Below are 22555 nucleotides of genomic sequence, written 5' to 3'. Positions count from 1 at the left end.
GGGGTTCTCCTTACGCCATCAGCGCCTCGGCCGCTTCGGGGCCAAGCGCCTCAGGGCGGTCACAGGATGTGGTGATCTCCACAAACTGTCCGCCCTCTCCTGAGGCGAGGATAGACGTCATAACGTCGACCACATGCAAGGCGAAATCCAGTGAACAGCGATGCGGACGATCCGCCAGAATGGCCTGCGCCATATCTGCCAGCCCTGCAGCGCGATAGTTGGCGTGCGGTCCGTCATTTGCCTTGTTGAACGGATGATCCCAGCCCGGCGCGGTGACAAAGGCCCCCTGTTCCGTCATGCGCACCTCACCCCCGAAGAAGTTCGGATCCGGCACATGCAACGTGCCGGCCTGACCGTAGAGTTCCATGTTGGAGTGGCCATGCTGCCAGACATCCCAGCTGGCGCAGTAGGTGATCTGCGCACCGCTTTCAAATTGCAGGATGGCGTGGATCGTGGTGGGGGTTTCCACCTTGATCTTCTCACCATGGCGCGGCTGGCTGGTGATGGTGCGGTATTCACTGCCGGAGGACGACATGGCGCAGACCCGCTTCACCGGCCCCAGCAGCTGCACAAGGTTTGAGATGTAGTAAGGTCCCAGATCCAGGATCGGCCCACCGCCCGGCTGGAAGAAGAAGTCAGGGTTCGGGTGCCACATCTCCATCCCCGGGCTTTGCACAAAACAGGTGCCCGAAGTGATTTTGCCCACCGCTTCGCTGTCGACCAGATGACGCGCCAACTGGTGGCTGCCGCCCATGAAGGTATCCGGTGCCGACCCAACGCGCAGCCCCTTGGCCTCGGCGATCTTTTTCAACTCCGCCCCTTCGGCCAGCGACAGCACAAAGGGTTTTTCCGAATAGACGTTTTTGCCCGCCTCAAGGATCGATTTGGAAACCTCAAAATGCGCGTTTGGCACAGTGAGGTTCACGATGATGTCGATGTCATCGGCCGCCAGCAGCCCGTCCACGGTTTCCGCACGCAGGCCAAACTCCTCCGCCCGCGCTTTGGCAGCCTCAGGGTTCATATCGGCACAGGCGCGCATTTCGATCCCGTTGAACATCGGCGCCAGCCGCATATAGGCCGCCGAGATATTGCCGCAGCCCAGAACACCAATTCCTAGTTTATTGCTCATTGTCGCCCTCACATTTCTCGCAGCGCTTCGATGGAACGGGTGGCAAACCGCGTCGCATCAGACGGGTTGTCATGTTCCATCACAAACAGATCGACATCCGCCGCTTTCAGCGCCTCCATCAAGGCGGCCCAATCGACGGTCCCGTGGCCGACATCGGACCAGCCATCTTCGTCCTCACATTCGCCGGCGGGGGCGATATCTTTGACGTGGGCGGCGGTGATGCGGCCCTTGTTGGCATTGATCCAGTCAAACGGATCGGCGCCACCACGAATGATCCAGGCGATGTCAGCTTCCCAATCGATGTTGGGCGCGCCGTCCAGAATGGCCTGCATCGGGATCGTGCCATCATCGCAGGCGACAAATTCGAAATCGTGGTTGTGCCAGCCAAAGGCAACGCCGCCGGCGCGCATCACCTCACCAATGGCTTCCAGCCGGCCGGCAAAGGCGGCCCAGCCTGCGGCATCACTGGGCCGGTCGGCCGCATCCAGATAGGGGCAGTAGACCCGGGTGATCCCCAGCGTCTTGGCAATCGCCAGAGCCTTTTCAGGCTCATTCTCCAGCATATCGACCGAGAAATGGCCCGATGGCATGCTTAGCCCGTTTTGGTCCAGCAAAGCGCGGAAACCGGCCGCATCTTCGTAGTTGCCACCGAAGCCTTCAACCTGTGCGTAGCCAAGATCTGCCAGCGTTTTGACCACACCCTCCCAGGGGGTGGCATTGCGCGCAGAGTAGAGTTGGAAAGAAAGATCCATTGTCACGTGTTCCTGATTTTACGAAAAGAAAGAGCGCCTTAGAGCCGCTCCTCGCTTGTTTTGTCGAAAAGATTGGCCAATGACGCGGAAAAGCCCAGCGCCAATTCATCCCCCGGGGCGATGGCGGCCTGACCGTCCATCCGCACCCAGATCGATTGATCCCCGGCCCGTGCCCGCGCCAAAGTGTCAGAGCCCAGCGGCTCCACCAGTTCCACCACGGCCTGCATCCGGTTCTGTTCAGCCGCGGCCGCATCGCCAACCGCGATATGTTCCGGGCGGATGCCCAGCCAGGCAGATTGGCCCGGGGCGGTCTGCGCGGCAAAGTCATAGCCCTGCAGATCAAAGCTGCCTGCAGCACTGTTGAACGTGTTGTCCGTGACCGTGCCTTCGAAGAAGTTCATGCTGGGCGAGCCGATAAATTCGGCCACATATTTGCAGGTCGGGCGCGAATAGATTTCATTCGGGCTGGCCAGTTGCAGGATGTTGCCACCACGCATGATGGCGATGCGATCTGCCAGTGTCATCGCCTCCACCTGATCATGGGTCACATAGATCATCGTGTTGCCCAGGGTCTGGTGCAGCTGCTTGATCTCAACCCGCAGATCCGCGCGCAGTTTGGCGTCCAGATTGGACAGCGGTTCATCAAACAGGAACACATCCACATCCCGAACCAAGGCACGGCCGATGGCCACCCGCTGACGCTGCCCCCCCGACAGGGCGGCAGGTTTGCGTTTCAGCAGCGGTTCGATTTGCAGGGTTTTGGCGGCGGCTGCGATCTTCTCAGCGATCTGCGCTTTCGGCACCCGTGCGTTTTTCAGCCCGAAGGAAAGGTTCCCCTCCACGGTCATCTGCGGGTAAAGCGCATAGGACTGAAACACCATGCCGATGCCGCGTTCCGATGGCTCCTCCCAGGTGACATTGCGGCCACCGATGTGGATCTGTCCGTCGCTCACGTCCAAAAGACCCGCAATGCAGTTCAGCAATGTGGACTTACCACAGCCCGACGATCCCAGTAGCACCAGAAACTCGCCCTGACTGACGGTAAGGTTGAGGTCTTTCAGCACCTCAAAGGCTCCGAACGACAGTTTCAGATCATTGATCTCAATGCTGGGGGTCGCAGCGGGCGCAGCAATCCCCGCCTTGGCGGCATCCTGGACCAGTTGCTGTTCCAACGCTGCGGTGCGTACAGTTGTGTTTCCCATGACTTACCCTTTCACCGCCCCAGCCGCGATCCCGCGCACGAAGAGCTTGCCCGACACGAAGTAGATGACCAGAGGCACCAGCCCCGTCAGCAGCGTCGCGGCCATGTTGACGTTATATTCCTTTACCCCCTGGACCGAGTTCACGATGTTATTGAGCTGCACCGTCATCGGGTAAGTATCGGGTTTGGTGTAGATCACCCCGAACAGGAAGTCGTTCCAGATCCCGGTCACCTGCAGGATGATCGCGACCACAAAGATCGGCAGCGACATCGGCAACATGATGCGGAAATAGATCCCCCAGAACCCGGCGCCATCGACGCGCGCCGCTTTGAACAGCTCATCCGGCAGGGAGGTGAAATAGTTGCGGAACAGCAGGGTCAGGATCGGCATGCCGAAGATCGAATGCACAATCACCAGCCCCCAGAGCGATCCCATCAGGCGGAAATCCGTCCCTGTGACCGCCGAGATGCCCTGCCCCATTTCCCGCAGGAGGATCACGATCGGGTAGATCATCACCTGATAGGGAATGAAGGCCCCGAAGATCAGGATGGTGAAGAACACCTCAGACCCTTTGAATTTCCAATTGGCCAGCGCATAGCCATTGACCGAGGCAATCGCGATCGACAGCACCACCGATGGGATCAAGATGTTGACCGAGTTGAAGAAACCGCGGCTCAGGCCGTCACAGTTGATGCCTGTGCAGGCCTCAGACCAGGCTTTCACCCAGGGTTCAAAAGTGACCTCAACCGGCGGTGAAAACACATTGCCAAGCCGGATTTCCGGCATGCCTTTGAGTGAGGTGACAACCATCACGTAAAGCGGCAGCAGGTAATAGACCGAGGCAACAAAAAGGATGCTGTAGAGCATGATGTTGCTGGGCGTGATGCGGCGGCGGGGTTTGGGCCCGCGCGGCCCGCTCATCGCGGCGGCTGTGCGCTGCGGATTTGTCTGGGTGGCATCAGTCACGGCGTTTGCCTCCGAATTCAAGGTAAGCCCATGGGATCAGCACCACCAGCACCGACACCAGCATCATGGTTGAGGCGGCAAAGCCCTGACCAAGGTTCTGCGCTTGGAACATCTTCTCGATCACGTATTTCGCAGGCACCTCCGAGGCGATGCCGGGCCCGCCCGAGGTTTGCGCCACCACAAGGTCATAGACCTTGATGATCCCGGCCGCGATCAGCACCAGCGCGGTCACAAAGATCGGCCGCATCATTGGGATGATTATGAAAATATAGGTCTTCCACGCCGGGATGCCCTCAACGCGGCTGGCCTTCCAGATGTCCTGATCAATGCCGCGCAGACCGGCCAGCATGATCACCATGATAAAGCCCGAGCCCTGCCAGATCCCTGCAATCAGGATGCCGTATATCACAATCTCGGCGTTGTTCAGCGGGTCAAAGGTAAACCCCTCCCAGCCCCAGTTACGCACCACCTGTTGGATGCCAAACTGCGGGTTCAGGATCCATTGCCAGACCAGACCGGTCACAATGAAACTCAGGGCAAACGGGTAGAGGAAAATGGTGCGGAACACCGCCTCACCGCGGATTTTGCGATCCAAAAGGGCGGCAAGTGTGAAGCCGATCACCAGGCTCAGCACCAGGGAGCAGACACCATAGATCGCAAGGTTTTCGATTGAAACCAGCCAGCGGCGGGTGCTCCACAGCCGTTCATACTGATCCCAGCCCACCCATTTGTCCGGCGCCGGTAGCAGCCGCGACTTGGTAAATGAATGGTAAATCGTCCAGAGCGTACAGCCGATGAACACCACCAATGCGGTGAGGATCATCGGGATCGACGCGATCTTGGCCGTCATGTTCTTGAACAGGCGGTTGGGCCGTTTTGCGGAGGTTCTTTCCGCCACGGGCCTGACGCCTTCGGTCACTGCCATTGTCTTGTCCCCTGCCTTCTTCCCTTGGCTCTGCCTGCCCACACATGTGGGCTAGGCTGGCCTTGCGATGGTCGGGCCCGCAACTGGGCAGCGGGCCCGACCAGATCACCCCTCAATCAGATCAAACGGGCAGATTAATCTGCGTCCGCAATGATCTCGGCATAGCGCGCCTGCGCATCTGCCGCCGAGTAGGAGGGATCATTCCAGAACTCGACCATCAGGTCTTCGATCTGACCGGTGGTATCCGGCGAGAAGGTCTGGTTGCCGTCCGGCAGGATGGCACCACTGGCAAGGATCTCCAGACCCTTTTTCATACAGTCGTTCGCCGCAGCCAGATCGACATCACCACGCACCGGCAGGGAGCCTTTCTTGAGGTTGAAGTTCACCTGAACCTCAGGGCTCAGCAGCAGGGCAGCCATTTCTTTCTGCGCGGCTTCGATGGCGGGATCATCCTGCTTGGGGAAGTAGAAGGCATCGCCCCCGGTGGAGATGATTTCGTTCACACCCAGCCCCGGCAGGCAGGTGTAATCCTGACCCGCAGTTTGACCCGCGACCTGAAATTCACCCTGTGCCCAGTCACCCATGATCTGTGCGCCAGCCTGACCAGTGATCACCAGATTAGTGGCCTGGTTCCAGTCCTGCACGTTTGATTTTTCGGCAAAGGCACGGGCGTTGGCTGCGGCTTCAAACACTTTGGCGTAGGTTTCGCCTCCGGCCACATCCGCATTTTTGTTGATGTTCACTTCGCTCCAGGCGTCGATGCCGGCGATAGCGATGGCCATCACACCAAAGGCGCCGTTGCTCTGCCAGGGCTGCTGCCCCATGGCCAGCGGGATTTTCCCGGCGCTTTCCAGCGCGGGGGCGGCGGCAACATATTCGTCCCAGCTGGTGGGAACGCTGACGCCAGCATCGTCAAAGGCTTTATGGCTCAGCCAGATCCACTGCCAGGAGTGGATATTGACCGGCGCGCAGTAGATGCGGCCATCCACGGTGCAGCTGTCCAACAGCGATGTGGGGTTCACCAGATCTTTCCAACCTTCGGCCTCAGCCACATCGGTCAGGTCCAGTAGCAGCCCCGCCTCGATCAGCTCTTCAGCCTGACGGCCGTGGTTCAGCTGCGTGGCGTGCATCGGGTCACCGCCAAGGATTCGGCTGATGATGATCGGACGTGCGGTACCGCCGGAGCCGGCAATCGCACCATCGACCCAAGTGTGGTCGGTTTTGTTATCAAAGGCTTTGGCAAATTCAGCCACCGCTGCGGCCTCACCACCCGAAGTCCACCAATGGGTAACTTCCAGATCGGCCGCAGACACAGCCGTGGCGGCACATAAGGCCGTGGTGCCCACCAGGGCATTACGCATAAATTTCATATCTTCCTCCCTACGGGGCCTCTCCACTTGCCCCTTGTTGCGCGTTTTCTTCGCGGCCGAAAAAAGACCACGCTGCGTAACGCTGTAATCGATTACATATCGAGACAGAGCTTTCAACTGCAATCGATTACATATATGGGTTTCTAGACCCCCTACTTGTCAAGCCTATCAGCAAAATGCCATGTAGCGCGACGATACGGAGCCCGTGAAATGACCCAGAAACCAGCTACAATTCAAGATGTTGCACGCCAAGCCGAGGTCTCAACCGCGACGGTCAGCCGGGCGCTGTCCAACCCCAATCTGGTGTCGGAAAAGACCCGCGAGCTGGTGGCAGAGGCGGTTCGAATCACAGGCTACCGGCTGAACAAGGCGGCGCGGAACCTGCGCAAACAGCAGGCCGGCGCGGTGCTGGTTCTGACCCCCAATCTGGGCAACCCGTTCTTTTCGCAGATCCTCGCCGGGATCTCAGCGCGTTTTGCCGATAGTGAGTTTTCGGTGCTGGTCGCAGATACCTCCCTGCCGGAGCAGGACGGTCGGCGGCTGGTGGATTATTTCCTCGACAGTCGGATTGACGGCATGATCTCCCTCGACGGGGGGTTAACCGCCGATCAGCTGGCCGAATTTGAACAAAACGGTGTGGCGGATCGCATCGTTTTTGCCTGTGAATGGGTGCAGGATGCGCCGCACCCGTCGGTGCGCAGTGACAATGCTTTTGGCGCCCGTGCGGTGATCCGGCATCTTTATGATCTGGGGCATCGCAAGATCGCCCATATCACCGGTCCCAAGGGCAACGTCCTGACCCGCATTCGCCGCGAAACCATGCTGGAAGAACGCAACCGCCTTGGTCTGCCCACGCGGGAGGATTGGGTGATCCGGGGTGATTTCTCCTTGGAATCCGGCCATGCCGCCGCCGCCAAAATTGCCGCAATGGCCGAGCGCCCCACCGCCGTCTTCTGTGCCTCGGATATGGTGGCGATCGGGCTTATTTCAGGTTTGCGGGAGGCCGGCCTTTCCGTGCCCGAAGATGTTTCCGTGGTTGGGTTTGACGATATTGAGATGGCCGCATTTGCTAGCCCACCTTTGACTACGATCCGGCAGGACCGCCGCACCCTTGGCACCCGCGCGGCCGATCGCCTGCTGTCGCGGCTGAAGGGCAAACCGCCCGGGGCCTGCCCGCAGATCGAGCTGGTGGATGTGGAATTGATCGCGCGCGGCAGCACCGCACCGCCGCGCGACGCCTAAGTCCGCTGAACGGCGCGCATTGGGACCAAGGATCATGCTGCGCTGGCATGGCCGCGCAGCGTCACACAGCAGACTTATCCCAAAACCTTGGACGGATCGCGCAGCTCAGTTTTGACCACTTTACCGTAATTGTTTTTGGGCAGGTCAGACAGGGCGACATAGCGTTTGGGGCGTTTGAACCGGGCGATATTGTCCAGACACAACTGATCCAGCGCCGCCTCATCCAGATCCCTGCCTGCTTCGGTCACTACGCAGGCGATCACCTCTTCACCCCATTCATCGTGATGCCAGCCGACCACAGCAACCTCGGCCACATCCGGGTGGGTCAGCAGCACCTCTTCGACCTCGCGTGGGTAGATGTTTGACCCGCCTGAGATGATCATGTCCTTGGATCGGTCATGTAGCGTCAGGAAGCCATCAGCGTCCATCGCCCCCATATCCCCGGTCCAGAGCCAGCCATCACGGATCGTCTTGGCGGTGGCCTCGGGATTGTTCCAATAGCCCTGCATCACAGCCAGGCCAGAGACCACAATTTCACCAATTTCACCTGGCAGCAGATCATTGCCGTCAGCGTCGACGATTTTTACCCGGCTCACCAACTGCTGGAACCCAACGCCCGTAAGACGCTCGCGCCAACGCGGGTGGCTGCGATCGCTGACAAATTCCTTCGGTAGGGTCGTGATCGCCATCGGGCATTCCCCCTGCCCGTAGATTTGGGCAAAGCGATTGCCCAGCACCTCAACCGCCTCAACGATATCGGCGAAATACATCGGTCCACCGGCATAAATCAGGGTTTCGATCCCCTGCCCACTATGCCCATCCTCTTTGGCGCAATCGACCATACGGCGCACCATGGTGGGCGCGGCAAACATCGTCACCCGGTCGTGAATGGCGGCAAGATCAAAGATCTCCTCCGCCTCAAATCCACCACTGTCCGGGCAAATGTGGCGGGCAGCGGCCAGTACAAACATGAAGTTATAGATACCCGCACCATGGCTCATCGGGGCGGAGTAAAGCGTGCTGTCCGCCTCTGTGTGCTGTGCCACGCTGTCGCCATAGCCCATGACCATCGCTGCAATATTCCCGGCGGAGATCATCACGCCCTTAGGCTGGCCCGTGGTGCCGGAGGTGTAGAACAGCCAGATCATCTGATCGCGGGCAATCTGCGCCGGGGCCGCAACCGGCTGGGCCGCATACATTGCCTCAAACGTCGCCGTGCCCGCCGTTATCACCTCTTCCACGCAAGCAGGCAGCACCGGCGCCACGGCGGCACCCGTATCGAGTGAGCAGAACACCAATTTCGTGCCGGAGTTTTCTAGGATAAAAGCTGCCTCTTTGGCGTGCAGCTTGGCATTGATCGGCACTGCCGCCGCACCCAGCCACCAGATCCCGTAGAGCGCCTCCAGATATTCGGTGCGGTTTTTCATCAACACCGCCACACGGTCCCCAGCAGTCACCCCGCGGGCCGCAAGTGCCCCGGCAATCGCCGCGGCGCGGGCCGCAAAGGTTGCGTAGTCGGCCACCAGGGTTTTTCCCTGAAACAAGGCGGGGTTTTCAGGCTTCAACAGCGCGGTACGGCGCAGCCACTCGGCAGGGTTCATCTTATCTGCTCCTCCTTCTTCGCCCCTTCCTCCTTTGCGCGTCTTGCCACAGCCGCGCCCTCCCAAGGGGGGCTTCAATGCCTGTTGTCCGGCCCTTCGCAGCCCCTGACAAGGGCCGAGGCGAGAAACGCCACGTCACGCGACGTCAGTCAGAAGCTTGTCGACGGTGGGGCTGATGACAAACACAATCGCCTTTGCCGCGCGTTCCCAGCCAAATCATCCCTGGCTGTAGCCAAGCACCTTGGAAATATCGCTTCCAGCTTTGAAGACAGCCTCGACGTATTTTTCCGGCTCACGCGCCGCGCGTGCCAGGGGCATTCCAATCGTGACCGCAGCCACCAAATTGCCGTCTGAGTTATAAATCGGTGCAGCAAAACCGGCGGCGTCTTCTGAATACACCCCCATTGTAACCGATACCCCCCGGTTTCGGGTGTCGTTCAAGATCCGCTCAAGCTCTATCCGGTCCGTTGGGGTGGCCGCTGTCATCTTTTCCAGCCGGATGTCGCGGTAATATGCCTCACGTTGGCGGTCCCCCATATGCGCCAAGAAGACATGTCCTGGTGCCGAACAAAAAAGACCGCGGCGCGCGGCAATCGGTGCAGAAAAGCGGATCGATTTACCGGACTCGACCGTATCTATATAGGAAACGTACTTCTCATCCTCATCCAGCTGTGCCAGCAGGACGGTTTCGCCGGTCAACGCCATAGTCTGTTGCAGATATGGCCGTGCAATTTGCCGGATCGTGCGACCTGCCAAAATGGTTGAGGCCAGCGCATAGGCTTCGCCGCCCAGATAATAGAGCGTACCCTTACGGCTGAGAAATCCCTGATCCGTCAGCGCTTTCAACGTAGATGACAGCGAACTCTTCGGCACATCAAGGCTGGTCGCGATGGCTGAAAGGGTCAGACCCTGCTGGGTGTCAGCCAAAAGCCGGAGGAGCGCAAATGCACGGGGAAGGACCATCGGGCCTTCACTTCGCGAAGGTGACTTGGACACAGAAGCCTCTTGTTCAAGAATGAGAAAGCTGCCCCATAAAGGCGCAGGTCAACCGTTGTCAATCAACCCGGTTGCGATACGGCCGGGGGCATAACCCCGCCGAAACTTTGGTGGACTGAACCGCTTCACCTCAAAGAGACGCTTTTGCAGCTCAGACCGCCCCCTGCAAACGCTCTAACTTGTTGTGACGCAGGGATGACCACAGCGACAACCCAATAAAGGCCGCGCCAATCAACCCGGTGATCACCTCAGGAATATGCACCATAACCTGCACATACATGATGATCGACAGCGACAGGATCGCATAAAAGGCACCATGTTCGAGATACCGCAACTCTGCCAGCGTTTGCTTTTCCACCAGCATGATGGTCATCGCCCGCACATAAAACGCCCCGATCCCCAAACCAATGGCGATCAAAAACAGGTTCTGCGTCAAGGCAAAGGCCCCAATCACCCCGTCAAAACTGAAGGAGGCATCCAGCACCTCCAGATACATGAAGGCCCCAAAGCCCCCTGTCGCGGCCCCTGTGGTGGACTTTGATTCATTGTCCAGAAAGTGGCTGGCAAATTCGACCACAAGGAAGGTCAGCAGGCCACAGACCGCGGCAAACAGGAACTGCGCCCCTTTTGGCCCCGGCAGCACCAGCGTAAACCCAACTGCGATTGCCAGAACAAACGCGATTTCCAGCCCCCGGATTGAGGCACAGGCCCGCAGTTTGCACTCCAATGCCCGGATCCAGTCGACCTCTTTCCCGTCATCCACAAAATAGGTCAGCGCCACCATCATCAGGAAAGAACCGCCAAAAGCCGCAATCGGCAGATGGGCATCGCTGATAATGGCCGCATAGGCATCAGGGTCCGAGGCGGCCAAAACCACCGCTGACACAGGCCCGATCTTGGCAGCGATCACAACGATCAGCAGCGGGAAGACAATCCGCATGCCGAACACCGCGATCAGAATACCCCATGTCAGGAACCTGCGTTGCCATTCCGGCCGCATCGTTTTCAGCTTGTGGGCGTTCACCACCGCATTGTCGAACGACAGCGAGATTTCCAGCACCGCAAGGATTGCACCGGTCAGCAGGAACGCCAGCGCCCCGCCCAGCGTGCCGCTGTAAAACCAGCCCAGCCAGAAACACAGCACAAGCCCAATGGCGGTAAAGAGAAACGGCCAGGCAAAATAGCGCAGCATAGGGTATCCTTCTGTCAGCCACCTACCCCGCAGTGGGGGCACGCAGCAGGTCTATTGCGTTTGCCGCATGTTCGGCGGCGTCGATCAGCACCTGTTTCGGGGTTTCAAACCATTCATCCGGATGCAAGTCGCGTTTGTCACGTATATGGCGATTGCATCGTCCAAAGTTGCGAAGCGCTCAGGCTGATCTTTGTGCAGGAACAATGCCACCAGCGCAACCGACCGGCTGCGCCCACCGCGACAATGCACCAAGACGTGACCGCGATCCCGCACAGGGTATGAGGCTTTTTCCGGAATCTGCTGGCTCAGCGCGCTTTCCAGAATGAAATAACCACCCAGAAACATGTCGCGCGGATTGCCCGGGCCATCGACCAAGCCGATTTTGTAACAGCGAATGGGCGCTGTTCCGGTGGCGCACTTGTCCCCGTCGGCCTGCAACTTGGGCTCGGTGACATAATTGATGTCCAGATTAACTGCGCAGTTGATCACCGTGGTGATCCCCAGATCCTGTAATTGGCCAACATCCCGCGCGCCTTCGGTCCCCCCGATATAGAGGTCAACCTTCTCCGGCCCCACGCCCTGCGCAATCAAGGTGTATAGACCGGCACCCAATACGGGTGACCCGAGACCATCACGTTCATGATATGGGTTTCGCCCGGCTCACATTTCAGCGTATCCGCTTGTGCCGCGCCGGTGGCTGCTGCCAGCGACAGACCTGCACACAGAGCCATCTCTTTCATCTTAACCATTTTATTCCTCCCACGGTCAGTGACCTTGTAGCGCGGCATCTCCTCTTGCCCGCCGCAAGAAATTTAATCCGGTGCAGTTTCTTGCACTGACCCTGAGTTAGTGAGGAAACAGCGACTCGTGCAATCGACGAAGCAAATTTTCTCAGGAGGTGAAATTTATTGCAGAACGCGACTTTTTCGCAGGTGCAGCTTGCCGGTGGAATTGGCCACCTCAGCGGTTCCGCCTGGAGTAAAAATGAATATTTAACAGATACTTATCGGATATTTCACGCTTAGGGCGAACCTTTTAGATCGGACCCGCGCGTGCATTCCTGATCCTACAGACACAATGCCAACGCGGCGATTTCCACCTCGAAACCAACACCGGTCAGGAAAAAATCACCACATTCGTCGTTTCCCCACGCCGCACGGTCCGCCCTCAATCGCCGCTGTTGATCAAATCCTGCTTCGATGGGGCCAGCAAATCAGTTTATGGTTGCGACCAACGCCCGCCACCATTCGCGCGCCGGGCAAACCAGACATCACGATCAATCAAAGGACAGCATGATGAGCATTTTTGATGAGGATCTGTTCCTCAAAGGACTGGAACAGCGCAAGGGCACGCTGGGGGCGGAATATGTCGAAAAGAACCTCGCCGCTGCGGATGAGTTCACCCGCCCCTTTCAGGAAGCGATGACCGCTTGGTGCTGGGGTTTTGGCTGGGGCGATGACGTGATTGAGCCGAAGACCCGCTCGATGATGAACCTCGCCATGATCGGCGCTTTGGGCCGGATGCATGAATGGGAAATCCACTGCCGCGGCGCGCTGAACAATGGCGTCACCAAAGAAGAAATCCGCGCCATCATCCACGTGGTTGGCATCTACTGCGGTGTGCCCCAGTCGCTGGAATGCTTCCGCGTTGCCCGCAAAGCGCTGGAAGAGGTGGGCGAGCTTTAACAGCGATGACAGGGCGGGTGGCGCAATAGTGAAGCGCCGCGCGCCTCTCACACGCACCTCTTGCCCTGGCTCTTTGCCAAATTAGGTCGACGGAAACACAGCGGCCCCCCGTTTAACACCCAGCGATCGTCCTTCAATCTTTTAGCAAAGCGAGTTTTCCATGCGTTCATTGCCCCTCATCTGCATTCTGGCGCTGAGCGCCGCGCCCGCCCTCGCAACAGCGCCAGAGGTGCCGTCAAATGCGCCGTTCTTGGTTCTGGCGGACAACCTGGATGAACCCAACGGCTACGGTTTCTGCATCGACACTGCAGGGCGGGGCCAGACCGACATTTTGCAGGCCCACACCTGCAAACCGGCGCGGCAGGGGCGCGGGCCGCATGACACCCAGTTTGCCTATGACGCTGTGGCGCAGCGGGTCGAATCCGTCGCCTTCCCCGGTCAGTGCATGCAGGTGCTGCGGTCGCCCTATACAACCGTTTTCGGCCTTTTGACCTGCAGCGACCACCCGCGTCAGCAATTCCTGTTGTCTGAGCAGGACGGCACACTGCGTATGGTCGAGGAACCGTCGCTCTGCGTCAGCGTCAGCGGTCAGACCGTGGCGGCCGGCCCATGGTCCCGCCGCGATCTGGCCCTGACGGTCTGTGACGACACCGATGCGACGCTGAAACAATGGACCTTCGTCGCGGAGTGACCCAAACACCCGCGACGAAGGGACTAGCGGCCTAGCCGCTATCACGCGCCATTGCGGCCTTCACATAGGTCAGCACCAGATCGTCGCGGCGCTGCACCAGGTCTTGCATCTCCTGCCCGGCAGTGGCCTCTTCCAGCCCTTTGGCCAGAACCTCAACCACCTCAGGTGTCAGATGCGGCGCGCCCAGATCGGCCCACCAGCTTTCGAAGGGGCCGGTCAGGTGATCGCAGAACGCCCGGATGCCGCCCGCACCGCCGCCCAGATGGAAGGTGGTGGTTGGCCCCATCGCCGCCCACCGCAGGCCCGGCCCGTGAGAAATCGCGGTGTCGATATCCTTGACCGAGGCAACGCCCTCCATCGCCAGATGGATCGCTTCGCGCCAGACAGCGGCTTGCAGGCGGTTGGCAACGTGGCCCGGCACCTCTTTGTTGAGGCGGATGCAGCTTTTGCCAATGCTTTCGTAAAACGCCTGGGCCTCCGCCAGCGCGCCTTTGCGGGTTTGGGCATTGTCCATCAATTCGACCAGCGGGATCAGATGCGGCGGGTTAAACGGATGCGCCAGCAGCAGACCGCCCGCATCTTTCATCCCCTCCTGCAAGGCGGTCAGCGTCAGACCGGAGGTCGAGGTGCCGATCAGCACGCCGCGGCCCAGGTGGGGTTCGATCTTTGCATAAAGGTCATGTTTGACCTCCAGCCGCTCGGGCACGCTTTCCTGTACGAAATCAGCGCCGGTCACGGCCTCAACCGGATCATCGGTGAAGCGGATCCGCGACATGTCCCCGGCATGATCCCAGCCCAGTTCGCGCAACGTTGGTGCCGCCTGTTCGATCAGCGCTGCGCCACGCGCCTCAACATCGGGGGCCGGGTCAAAGATCACCACGTCACGGCCGGTGGCTGCAAAGAGCGCGGCCCAGCTCATCCCGATGGTGCCTGCCCCCAATACTGCAATTTTCGAATAGATCATGATGGCGCCTCGCTTCATTTGGATGCGGGATGTGGCCCGCGACATTGGTGCGCATCTTACGAACCACTTGGCAAAGAACAACGCCATGACGTCCCGTGCTGTAGTAGTACGTAGCTGGCGCAAGAGTCAGTCGCTGCAAGTTTTCACACACTGGCCAATAAGCACCCATGAAAAATTGATTGAATTTTTCACCGAATCTATGAAAATTTCATTAATAATTTCATGAGGCCCTCAATGCCCAACAGCACCACCCTTGGCGCGGATCTGCGCGCATTGCGAAAATCACGCGGTGTCACCCTGACGGATCTGGCCCAGCGGCTGGACCGTTCGGTTGGCTGGCTCAGCCAGATCGAACGCGACATTTCCACCCCGCGGGTGGAGGACTTGCAGCAGATTGCCAAAGCCCTAGACGCCCCGCTGTCATTGTTTTTCGGCACCGCGCCCGCTGATGAGGCTGAGCGTGGGCTGATCGTCCGGTCCGACAATCGCCGCGTGGTGGGAGGCGCCGAGGATGGTCTGCAGGAGATGCTGCTATCGCCCGATCTGACCGATGACTTTGAGGTGATCCATTCCACCTTTGCCCCCGGCAGCCAGCGCGGCGCGCAGCAGCGGCGCGGCACGCAAGAGGTGATCTACCTGATCTCCGGCACGTTGGATATCTGGATCGATGAGCAGCCCTTCACCATTCAGGCGGGCGACAGTTTTCGCCTGCGGGGTCACAGCTACCGCTGGGCCAACCCCTATGACCAGCCCGCTTGCGCCGTCTGGATCGTTGCACCGCCGGTTTACTGAGCCATTCCCGAAAGGATCACATGATGCCCAACCTTCCCCCCCACGCCCGCGCTGTGATCATTGGCGGTGGCGTTATTGGCTGCTCCCTTGCCTATCATCTGGCGCAGAAAGGCTGGCGCGATGTGGTGCTCCTGGAACGCAAACAGCTAACCTCTGGCACCACATGGCATGCCGCCGGGCTGATCGGTCAGCTGCGCGCCAGCCAGAACATGACGCGGCTCGCCGCCTATTCGGCGGAGCTTTATCAGGCGTTGGAACAGGAAACCGGGCTGCAGACCGGGTTCCGGCGCACCGGATCCATCTCTACCGCACTGACCGCTGATAGGCATGAGGAGCTGTTGCGCCAGGCTTCTATGGCGCGGGCCTTTGGGGTTGAGGCTGAGCCGATCAGCACGTCGGACATCAAGGCACGCTATCCGCACCTCAACACTTCGGACATGCTGGGCGGCGTCTATCTGGCCAGCGATGGACAGGGCGATCCCTCCAACATCGCGCTGGCGATGGCCAAAGGGGCGCGGCAGAAGGGCGTTAAGATCTTTGAACAGACCGAAGTGACAGGCGTCACCCGCAACGGCCGCCGGGTTGAGGCGGTGCATTGGCAGCGCGGGGAGGAAAGCGGCAGCATCACTTGTGACCACGTGGTGAACTGCGCTGGCATGTGGGGCCATCAACTGGGCCGTATGCTGGGCAGCAACGTGCCGCTACAGGCCTGTGAACATTTCTACATCGTCACCGAAACGATCCCGGATCTGGGTCAACTGCCGGTCCTGCGGGTGACCGATGAATGCGCCTATTACAAAGAGGATGCCGGCAAGCTGCTGATCGGGGCCTTTGAGCCCAATGCCAAACCCTGGGGGATGGGCGGCATCCCCAAGGATTTTGAGTTTGACCAACTGCCTGAGGATTTCGACCACTTTGAGCCGATCCTTGAAAAGGCGGTGAACCGGATGCCAGTGCTTGCGCAGACCGGCATTCACACCTTCTTTAACGGCCCCGAAAGCTTCACGCCGGACGATGCATATCATCTGGGTCAGGCCCCTGAGATGGACAATGTCTGGGTCGCCGCCGGGTTCAATTCGATCGGGATCCAGTCGGCCGGTGGCGCAGGCATGGCGCTGGCGGAATGGATGGACAGCGGTGAAAAGCCGTTTGATCTGGGCGATGTCGACATTGCGCGGATGCATCCGTTTCAGGGCAATCGCCACTATCTGGTGGAACGGGCCAAGGAAAGCCTGGGCCTGCTTTACGCCGATCACTACCCGTTCCGCCAGAAAGCCACAGCGCGCGGGGTGCGCCGGTCGGTGCTGCATGATCGCCTGGCGGATGAAGGCGCTGTCTTTGGTGAGCTGGCCGGCTGGGAGCGCGCAAATTGGTTCGCCAACCCCGGCCAAACCGCCGAATACCGCTACAGCTGGAAACGGCAAAATTGGTTTGAAAACGCGGCACAGGAACATCGCGCGATCCGTGAAAACGTCGGCCTTTATGATATGTCGTCCTTCGGCAAGCTGCGGGTCGAAGGGCCAGAGGCCTGCGCCTTCCTGAACCGCATCTGCGGCGCTGAGATGGACGTTGCAAATGGCCGGATCGTCTATACCCAATTCCTGAACGCGGGCGGCGGGATTGAGGCCGATGTGACCGTGACCCGGCTGTCAGAAACCGCCTATCTGGTGGTCACCCCTGCCCTGACCCGTCTGGCCGATGAAACATGGATGCGCCGCCATCTGGGGGACGCACGCGCGGTGATCACGGATATGACCGCCGCCGAAACCGTCATCGCGGTCATGGGACCAAACGCGCGGGATCTGATGCAGCGGGTGTCCCCGAACGATTTCAGCAATGCCAACAACCCTTTTGGCACCGCCCAACAGGTTGAGATCGGCATGGCGCTGGCGCGGGTGCACCGGGTGTCTTACGTGGGCGAACTTGGCTGGGAGGTCTATGTCAGCACCGATATGGCGCTGCATGTCTTTGACGCCCTTAACACCGCCCGGGTTGAGATGGGCGGGCGCCTCTGCGGTCTGCACATGATGGACAGCTGCCGGATGGAGAAAGGCTTCCGCCACTTCGGCCATGACATCACCTGCGAAGATCATGTGTTGGAGGCAGGCCTTGGCTTTGCGGTGAAGACCGATAAGGCGGATTTCATTGGCCGCGACGCCGTTCTGCGCAAACGTGAGGCGGGTTTGAGCAAACGCTTGGTGCAGTTCAAACTACGCGATCCGGCGCCCCTACTTTATCACGCGGAACCGATCCTGCGCGATGGTCAGGTGGTGGGCTATATCACCTCTGGCAGCTACGGTCATCACCTCGGCGCGGCAATGGGCATGGGCTATGTGCCCTGCGAGGGCGAAACAGCGGCTGAGCTGCTGGCCTCGACTTACGAGATTGAAATCGCCGGCGAACGGTTCGCGGTCGAGGCCTCACTGAAACCGTTTTATGATCCAAAATCCGAACGGGTCCGCCAGTAAGGCAGCGCGGCTATAGACAAAAGAAAAGCGCCGCAGTCTCCTGCGGCGCTTTTTGGTTCAGCTCTGATCAACCACCAAAGTCGTCGAGCATAATGTCTTCGCGGTCCACACCCAGATCGAGGAGCATGTTGATGACCGACTGGTTCATGATCGGCGGACCACACATGTAGAACTCACAGTCCTCAGGCGCGGGGTGGTTCTTCAGGTATTCTTCGAACAGAACGTTGTGGATGAAGCCGGTGTAACCTTTCCACTCATCCTCAGGCAGAGCGTCGGACAGGGCGACGTGCCAGTCGAAGTTGTCAAACTCAGCCGCCAGCGTGTCGAAGTCTTCGACGAAGAACATCTCTTTCTTCGACCGCGCGCCGTACCAGAAGGTGATCTTGCGATCACGGTTCTCAAGACGCTTCAGCTGGTCAAAGATGTGGCTGCGCATCGGCGCCATACCGGCACCACCACCGATGAAGACCATTTCTTTCTGGGTGTCGCGGGCGAAGAACTCACCAAACGGACCCGAAATGGTGACCTTATCACCGGGCTTGAGGTTGAAGATGTAAGACGACATCTGACCGGGCGGAATACCCTGCGAGCCCGGAGGCGGCGAGGCGACACGCACGTTGAGCATGATCAGACCCTTTTCGTCAGGGTAGTTCGCCATCGAATAGGCGCGCTCAATCGGTTCAGCCACAGTGGATTCATACTGCCACAGGTTAAACTTATCCCAGTCCTCATGGTATTCTTCACCAATGTCGAACTCTTTGTAGGACAGTTTGTGTGCCGGGGCTTCGATCTGGATGTAGCCGCCAGCGCGGAAGTTCACATCCTCACCCTCGGGCAGTTCCAGCACCAGGTTTTTGATGAAGGTCGCGACGTTGTCGTTGGAACGCACGGTGCATTCCCACTTCTTCACGCCGAACACTTCTTCGGGCACTTCGATGTCCATGTCCTGCTTCACGGCCACCTGACAGGACAGGCGGTCGCCACAGGCGGCTTCACGCTTGGTGATGTGGCTTTCTTCGGTTGGCAGGATCGACCCGCCGCCCGAATGCACGCGCACACGACACTGCGCACAGGTGCCACCGCCACCACAGGCGGAGGGCACGAAGAGTTTCTGATCGGCCAGCGTCTGCAGCAACTTGCCGCCCGCAGGAACCGATACGGTTTTCTCACCGTTGATGGTGATCTGAACATCGCCGGTCGAAACCAGTTTGGAACGGGCCGCCATAATGACGATCACCAGAGCCAAAACGATCAGCGTGAACAGGAGGATTCCAAGTCCAAAGGTTGCCATGCCAGATCTCCTATCAGAGTTTCACGCCGCTGAACGACATGAAGGCCAGGGCCATGAGGCCGGCAGTGATGAAGGTGATCCCGATGCCTTGCAGCCCGTCGGGGATATCCGAGTATTTCAGCTTCTCGCGCACACCGGCCATTGCGGTGATTGCCAGTGCCCAACCAAAGCCCGAGGAGACACCATAGGTGACCGACTCGGCCAGGTCATAGCCACGTTCCACCATGAACAGCGACCCACCCAGGATCGCACAGTTCACCGTGATCAGCGGCAGGAACACACCCAGCGCGTTGTAGAGCGGCGGGAAATACTTATCGAGAACCATCTCCAGGATCTGCACCAGCGCGGCGATCACACCGATGTAGGAGATCAGGCCCAGGAAGGTCAGATCAACATCAGGGAAACCAGCCCAGGCCAGCGCACCCGGAGCCAGCAGATAGGTCAGGATCAGGTTGTTTGCGGGGACGGTGATCGACTGAACGATCATCACCGAGATCCCAAGGCCAATCGCCGTCGAGATCTTTTTGGACACCGCGATGAAGGTACACATGCCCAGGAAGAAGGCCAGGGCAAGGTTTTCAACGAAGATGGCCTTGACGGCGAGGGAAAGCAGACCTTCCATCAGTGGGCCTCCACGGTTTGAATTTTATATTCGCGCTCTTCCACCTGTTCAGGCTTGATCGTGCGGAATGCCCAAATGATCAGGCCGATAATGAAGAAGGCAGAGGGCGGCAGCAGCAGCATACCGTTCGGCACATACCAGCCACCGTTGTTCACGGTTTCCAGAATGGTCACACCGAACAGGGTGCCCGAGCCGAACAGTTCGCGGATCACGCCAACCATCATCAGGATCAGGCCATAGCCCAGACCGTTGCCCACACCGTCAAGGAAGGAGGCGATCGGCGGGTTTTTCATGGCGAAGGCTTCGGCCCGGCCCATCACGATACAGTTGGTGATGATCAGGCCCACGAAGACCGACAGGGTTTTCGAGATTTCAAAGGCATAGGCCTTCAACACCTGATCAACCATGATCACCAGCGAGGCGATGATGACCATCTGCACGATGATCCGGATCGAGCTGGGGATCTGGTTACGGATCATCGAGATGAACATCGACGAAAACGCCGTCACCAGGGTCACCGCGATTGACATAACAAAGGCCACCTGCAACGACGAGGTCACCGCCAGCGCCGAACAAATGCCCAGAACCTGCAGAGTGATCGGGTTGTTGTCGACCATCGGGTCGACCAGCAGTTCTCTTTTGGTCTGCGCCATCAGATTTCTCCTGCTTTGAGGTTGGTCAGGAACGGAGCAAAGCCAGCTTCGCCCATCCAGAATTTCACCAGGTTGTCGACGCCGCGCGATGTCAGGGTGGCCCCTGCCAGCGCATCTACGTGGAACTCAGCACCTGCTGCCGGGGCAGCCTTGGCGACGGTAATCTGCAACAGGCCATCTTCATCGGCCAGTTTCTTGTCACGCCACAGCGCTTTCCAACGGGGGTTGTCGACCTCGGCGCCCAGACCGGGGGTCTCGGCGTGGCTGTAGAACTGCAGACCGTAGATGTCGTTGCCGTTCTCTTCCAGCGCGATGAAACCGTAAAGCGTCGACCACAGACCGTAGCCGTGGATCGGCAGGATCACCTTGTCGATGGCGCCCGCGTCGTCACGCAGCAGGTAGACGGTCACGAACTTCGACTTGCGCGCGATGCCCGCAGGATCTTCCGTCAGTGCAACCGAGGTTGCCGGATCATCCGCAGCGGCGCGGTCGTCAAAGGTCTTGGCGTCAAACTGATCGGTGAACTCACCGGTTTCCAGTTCCAGCACATGCGGTTCGAAGGCGGCAAAGGCCTCTGCCACGTCGACGTTTGCGTCATAGACGCCCGCGACCTGCAGAATGTTGACCTGCTTGTCCTTCAGTTTGTTGACCTCTTGCATCGGGCGCAGCGCAACAGCCACAGCCGACACGATCATCGAGGCGATCAAACACAGGGTTACGGCGACGAACAGCGTCTTCGGCAGCGAATCCGCGGGCATTGCCAGGAACCGGCCGATGGCGCCTTTCGGGGCGGTGTTTTGCACGTTCTGATCCTCAGACATTGCGACGGGCCCTCCGCTTGATGTTGGCCTGTACGACGAAGTGGTCGATCAGCGGTGCGAAAACGTTGCCGAACAGGATCGCCAGCATCATACCTTCGGGGAAGGCCGGGTTGATCACACGGATCATCACAACCATGACACCGATCAGCGCACCGTAGATGTAGCGGCCCATGTTGGTGTGGCTGGCCGAAACCGGCTCCGTCACCATGAAGACCAGACCAAAGGCGTAGCCGCCGATGACCAGATGCCAGTACCACGGCATCGCGAACATCGGGTTGCTGTCCGAACCGATGAGGTTCAGCAGGTAAGAGAAGCCGATCATCCCTGCCAGACAGCCCAGCACCAGACGGTAGTTGGCGATCTTGGTGATCAGCAGGAAGGCCAGACCGATCAGACAGGCCAGCGTTGAGGTTTCCCCGATCGAGCCCGGAATGGTGCCGATGAAGGACGACGACCAGCTCATGCCCTGTGCAGCCAGTGCCTGAACACCATCCGAGGCGGTCACGGCCAGCGCGGTTGCACCGGTGAAGCCATCTACAGGCACCCAGATCGCATCACCCGACATCTGCGCCGGATAGGCGAAGTACAGGAACGCACGACCGGTCAGCGCCGGGTTCAGGAAGTTTTTGCCAGTACCGCCAAAGACTTCTTTGCCGATGACAACACCGAAGGAGATGCCCAGAGCCACCTGCCACAACGGGGTCGAGGCCGGCAGGATCAACGCATAAAGCATCGAGGAGACCAGGAAGCCTTCGTTCACTTCGTGACGACGCACGGTGGCAAACAGCACTTCCCAGATACCGCCCACAACCAGCGTGGTGATGTAGATCGGCAGGAAGTACAGCAACCCGTGCATGAAGTTTGCCAGCGGGTTCTGCGGGTTAAAGCCGATGCCGAAAAACTCAATGATGGCTGCACGCCAGCCGGTGGCCGGGAAATCAGCCAGCGCCGTGTTGGCCTGCAGACCCACATTGTAAAGGCCCATCAGGATACAAGGGATCGTCGCGATGACCACATAGGTCATGATCCGCTTCATATCGACGTAGGAGCGCGCATGCGGGGCAGCGGTGGTGACAGTTTTCGGGGTGAAAAGAAAGCTCTCGACCATCTCGTACATGGGGAAGTACCGCTCATAGCGGCCACCCTTTACGAAATGGGGCTCGATGCGATCAAAGAAACTACGGACGCCCAAG

The 22555-nt window shown here is 59.2% G+C and carries 22 protein-coding genes; 5 read left to right on the top strand and 17 right to left on the bottom strand.

Translation table 11 applies throughout. The annotated features are described in order from the left end of the window. Window positions 1-10: 10 nt before the first annotated feature. The 6 genes from ACORLH_RS05025 to ACORLH_RS05000 form a co-directional block, all read right to left on the bottom strand. Window positions 11-1129, bottom strand: a complete 1119-nt coding sequence (locus tag ACORLH_RS05025) for a Gfo/Idh/MocA family oxidoreductase (RefSeq protein WP_321831505.1) — start codon at window positions 1127-1129, stop codon at window positions 11-13. 8 nt (window positions 1130-1137) lie between these two features. Further along, a complete protein-coding gene (locus ACORLH_RS05020; protein WP_321831504.1) occupies window positions 1138-1881 on the bottom strand; it encodes a sugar phosphate isomerase/epimerase in 744 nt (247 codons plus the stop codon). 38 nt (window positions 1882-1919) lie between these two features. Continuing rightward, window positions 1920-3083: an ABC transporter ATP-binding protein gene (locus ACORLH_RS05015; protein ID WP_321831503.1), complete on the bottom strand. Its 1164-nt coding sequence runs from the start codon at window positions 3081-3083 to the stop codon at window positions 1920-1922. Window positions 3084-3086: 3 nt separating this feature from the next. Continuing rightward, window positions 3087-4004 (bottom strand): carbohydrate ABC transporter permease, encoded by a 918-nt coding sequence (locus ACORLH_RS05010; protein WP_321832777.1) that lies wholly within the window; start codon window positions 4002-4004, stop codon window positions 3087-3089. A 37-nt stretch (window positions 4005-4041) separates the two neighbouring features. After that, a complete protein-coding gene (locus ACORLH_RS05005) occupies window positions 4042-4974 on the bottom strand; it encodes a sugar ABC transporter permease (RefSeq protein WP_321831502.1) in 933 nt (310 codons plus the stop codon). A gap of 134 nt (window positions 4975-5108) precedes the next feature. Next, window positions 5109-6344: an ABC transporter substrate-binding protein gene (locus ACORLH_RS05000; RefSeq protein ID WP_321831501.1), complete on the bottom strand. Its 1236-nt coding sequence runs from the start codon at window positions 6342-6344 to the stop codon at window positions 5109-5111. Window positions 6345-6554: 210 nt separating this feature from the next. Here ACORLH_RS05000 and ACORLH_RS04995 point away from each other — a divergent pair, with 210 nt between their 5' ends. Then, on the top strand, window positions 6555-7586 hold the full coding sequence (locus ACORLH_RS04995) for a LacI family DNA-binding transcriptional regulator (protein ID WP_321831500.1): 1032 nt from the start codon (window positions 6555-6557) through the stop codon (window positions 7584-7586). A 74-nt stretch (window positions 7587-7660) separates the two neighbouring features. On the opposite strand, the gene ACORLH_RS04990 is transcribed toward ACORLH_RS04995, so the two are convergent. The 5 genes from ACORLH_RS04990 to ACORLH_RS04970 all read right to left on the bottom strand — a co-directional run bounded on the left by ACORLH_RS04990 (window position 7661) and on the right by ACORLH_RS04970 (window position 12124). Further along, window positions 7661-9187, bottom strand: a complete 1527-nt coding sequence (locus ACORLH_RS04990; protein WP_321831499.1) for an AMP-binding protein — start codon at window positions 9185-9187, stop codon at window positions 7661-7663. A 216-nt stretch (window positions 9188-9403) separates the two neighbouring features. Continuing rightward, window positions 9404-10150, bottom strand: a complete 747-nt coding sequence (locus tag ACORLH_RS04985) for an IclR family transcriptional regulator (RefSeq protein WP_321831498.1) — start codon at window positions 10148-10150, stop codon at window positions 9404-9406. Between the two features lie 184 nt (window positions 10151-10334). Beyond that, window positions 10335-11375 carry a DUF475 domain-containing protein gene (locus tag ACORLH_RS04980; protein ID WP_321831497.1) on the bottom strand — a complete coding sequence of 347 codons (1041 nt, stop codon included), beginning with the start codon at window positions 11373-11375 and terminating at the stop codon, window positions 10335-10337. An 84-nt stretch (window positions 11376-11459) separates the two neighbouring features. After that, window positions 11460-11966 (bottom strand): protein phosphatase, encoded by a 507-nt coding sequence (locus tag ACORLH_RS04975; RefSeq protein ID WP_321831496.1) that lies wholly within the window; start codon window positions 11964-11966, stop codon window positions 11460-11462. Next, window positions 11963-12124, bottom strand: a complete 162-nt coding sequence (locus tag ACORLH_RS04970; RefSeq protein ID WP_321831494.1) for a hypothetical protein — start codon at window positions 12122-12124, stop codon at window positions 11963-11965. The genes ACORLH_RS04975 and ACORLH_RS04970 overlap by 4 nt, the downstream gene beginning before the upstream one ends. A gap of 546 nt (window positions 12125-12670) precedes the next feature. On the opposite strand from ACORLH_RS04970, the gene ACORLH_RS04965 reads away from it, so the two are divergent. Both ACORLH_RS04965 and ACORLH_RS04960 read left to right on the top strand, forming a co-directional pair. Next, on the top strand, window positions 12671-13060 hold the full coding sequence (locus tag ACORLH_RS04965) for a carboxymuconolactone decarboxylase family protein (protein ID WP_321832776.1): 390 nt from the start codon (window positions 12671-12673) through the stop codon (window positions 13058-13060). A gap of 160 nt (window positions 13061-13220) precedes the next feature. Further along, window positions 13221-13751, top strand: a complete 531-nt coding sequence (locus ACORLH_RS04960; protein WP_321831493.1) for a hypothetical protein — start codon at window positions 13221-13223, stop codon at window positions 13749-13751. Window positions 13752-13782: 31 nt separating this feature from the next. Here ACORLH_RS04960 and ACORLH_RS04955 read toward each other — a convergent pair whose 3' ends face one another. Then, window positions 13783-14715 carry a 3-hydroxyacyl-CoA dehydrogenase family protein gene (locus ACORLH_RS04955; RefSeq protein ID WP_321831492.1) on the bottom strand — a complete coding sequence of 311 codons (933 nt, stop codon included), beginning with the start codon at window positions 14713-14715 and terminating at the stop codon, window positions 13783-13785. Window positions 14716-14937: 222 nt separating this feature from the next. On the opposite strand from ACORLH_RS04955, the gene ACORLH_RS04950 reads away from it, so the two are divergent. After that, a complete protein-coding gene (locus ACORLH_RS04950) occupies window positions 14938-15507 on the top strand; it encodes a helix-turn-helix domain-containing protein (RefSeq protein WP_420719803.1) in 570 nt (189 codons plus the stop codon). A gap of 23 nt (window positions 15508-15530) precedes the next feature. Continuing rightward, window positions 15531-17975 carry an FAD-dependent oxidoreductase gene (locus ACORLH_RS04945; protein ID WP_321831490.1) on the top strand — a complete coding sequence of 815 codons (2445 nt, stop codon included), beginning with the start codon at window positions 15531-15533 and terminating at the stop codon, window positions 17973-17975. 67 nt (window positions 17976-18042) lie between these two features. Here ACORLH_RS04945 and nqrF read toward each other — a convergent pair whose 3' ends face one another. The 5 genes from nqrF to ACORLH_RS04920 are packed head-to-tail and all read right to left on the bottom strand — an operon-like array spanning window position 18043 to window position 22554. After that, window positions 18043-19266 (bottom strand): NADH:ubiquinone reductase (Na(+)-transporting) subunit F, encoded by a 1224-nt coding sequence (nqrF, locus tag ACORLH_RS04940; protein WP_321831489.1) that lies wholly within the window; start codon window positions 19264-19266, stop codon window positions 18043-18045. 13 nt (window positions 19267-19279) lie between these two features. Further along, window positions 19280-19888: an NADH:ubiquinone reductase (Na(+)-transporting) subunit E gene (gene nqrE, locus ACORLH_RS04935; RefSeq protein WP_058242728.1), complete on the bottom strand. Its 609-nt coding sequence runs from the start codon at window positions 19886-19888 to the stop codon at window positions 19280-19282. Beyond that, complete coding sequence (locus ACORLH_RS04930) at window positions 19888-20541, bottom strand: NADH:ubiquinone reductase (Na(+)-transporting) subunit D (protein WP_321831488.1); 654 nt, start codon at window positions 20539-20541, stop codon at window positions 19888-19890. The genes nqrE and ACORLH_RS04930 overlap by 1 nt, the downstream gene beginning before the upstream one ends. Continuing rightward, entirely contained in the window at window positions 20541-21362 is an 822-nt protein-coding gene (locus tag ACORLH_RS04925) for a Na(+)-translocating NADH-quinone reductase subunit C (protein WP_321831487.1), read from the bottom strand. Before ACORLH_RS04925 ends, ACORLH_RS04930 begins: the two co-directional genes overlap by 1 nt. Beyond that, window positions 21355-22554 (bottom strand): NADH:ubiquinone reductase (Na(+)-transporting) subunit B, encoded by a 1200-nt coding sequence (locus ACORLH_RS04920; RefSeq protein ID WP_321831486.1) that lies wholly within the window; start codon window positions 22552-22554, stop codon window positions 21355-21357. The genes ACORLH_RS04925 and ACORLH_RS04920 overlap by 8 nt, the downstream gene beginning before the upstream one ends. Between the last annotated feature and the right edge of the window lies 1 nt (window position 22555).

This window comes from Thalassovita sp., assembly GCF_963691685.1.
Lineage (GTDB): Bacteria > Pseudomonadota > Alphaproteobacteria > Rhodobacterales > Rhodobacteraceae > Thalassobius.
Note: the sequence above shows the minus strand (reverse complement) of the source record. Positions and strands in the feature narration are given on the sequence as shown.

Excerpts from the sequence above, each read along its gene's own strand:
- ACORLH_RS05025 (WP_321831505.1), bottom strand. The coding sequence starts at position 1,129 with ATGAGCAATAAACTAGGAATTGGTGTTCTGGGCTGCGGCAATATCTCG.
- ACORLH_RS05020 (WP_321831504.1), bottom strand. The coding sequence starts at position 1,881 with ATGGATCTTTCTTTCCAACTCTACTCTGCGCGCAATGCCACCCCCTGG.
- ACORLH_RS05015 (WP_321831503.1), bottom strand. The coding sequence starts at position 3,083 with ATGGGAAACACAACTGTACGCACCGCAGCGTTGGAACAGCAACTGGTC.
- ACORLH_RS05010 (WP_321832777.1), bottom strand. The coding sequence starts at position 4,004 with ATGAGCGGGCCGCGCGGGCCCAAACCCCGCCGCCGCATCACGCCCAGC.
- ACORLH_RS05005 (WP_321831502.1), bottom strand. The coding sequence starts at position 4,974 with ATGGCAGTGACCGAAGGCGTCAGGCCCGTGGCGGAAAGAACCTCCGCA.
- ACORLH_RS05000 (WP_321831501.1), bottom strand. The coding sequence starts at position 6,344 with ATGAAATTTATGCGTAATGCCCTGGTGGGCACCACGGCCTTATGTGCC.
- ACORLH_RS04995 (WP_321831500.1), top strand. The coding sequence starts at position 6,555 with ATGACCCAGAAACCAGCTACAATTCAAGATGTTGCACGCCAAGCCGAG.
- ACORLH_RS04990 (WP_321831499.1), bottom strand. The coding sequence starts at position 9,187 with ATGAACCCTGCCGAGTGGCTGCGCCGTACCGCGCTGTTGAAGCCTGAA.
- ACORLH_RS04985 (WP_321831498.1), bottom strand. The coding sequence starts at position 10,150 with ATGGTCCTTCCCCGTGCATTTGCGCTCCTCCGGCTTTTGGCTGACACC.
- ACORLH_RS04980 (WP_321831497.1), bottom strand. The coding sequence starts at position 11,375 with ATGCTGCGCTATTTTGCCTGGCCGTTTCTCTTTACCGCCATTGGGCTT.
- ACORLH_RS04970 (WP_321831494.1), bottom strand. The coding sequence starts at position 12,124 with ATGGTTAAGATGAAAGAGATGGCTCTGTGTGCAGGTCTGTCGCTGGCA.
- ACORLH_RS04965 (WP_321832776.1), top strand. The coding sequence starts at position 12,671 with ATGAGCATTTTTGATGAGGATCTGTTCCTCAAAGGACTGGAACAGCGC.
- ACORLH_RS04960 (WP_321831493.1), top strand. The coding sequence starts at position 13,221 with ATGCGTTCATTGCCCCTCATCTGCATTCTGGCGCTGAGCGCCGCGCCC.
- ACORLH_RS04955 (WP_321831492.1), bottom strand. The coding sequence starts at position 14,715 with ATGATCTATTCGAAAATTGCAGTATTGGGGGCAGGCACCATCGGGATG.
- ACORLH_RS04950 (WP_420719803.1), top strand. The coding sequence starts at position 14,938 with ATGAGGCCCTCAATGCCCAACAGCACCACCCTTGGCGCGGATCTGCGC.
- ACORLH_RS04945 (WP_321831490.1), top strand. The coding sequence starts at position 15,531 with ATGCCCAACCTTCCCCCCCACGCCCGCGCTGTGATCATTGGCGGTGGC.
- nqrF (WP_321831489.1), bottom strand. The coding sequence starts at position 19,266 with ATGGCAACCTTTGGACTTGGAATCCTCCTGTTCACGCTGATCGTTTTG.
- nqrE (WP_058242728.1), bottom strand. The coding sequence starts at position 19,888 with ATGGAAGGTCTGCTTTCCCTCGCCGTCAAGGCCATCTTCGTTGAAAAC.
- ACORLH_RS04930 (WP_321831488.1), bottom strand. The coding sequence starts at position 20,541 with ATGGCGCAGACCAAAAGAGAACTGCTGGTCGACCCGATGGTCGACAAC.
- ACORLH_RS04925 (WP_321831487.1), bottom strand. The coding sequence starts at position 21,362 with ATGTCTGAGGATCAGAACGTGCAAAACACCGCCCCGAAAGGCGCCATC.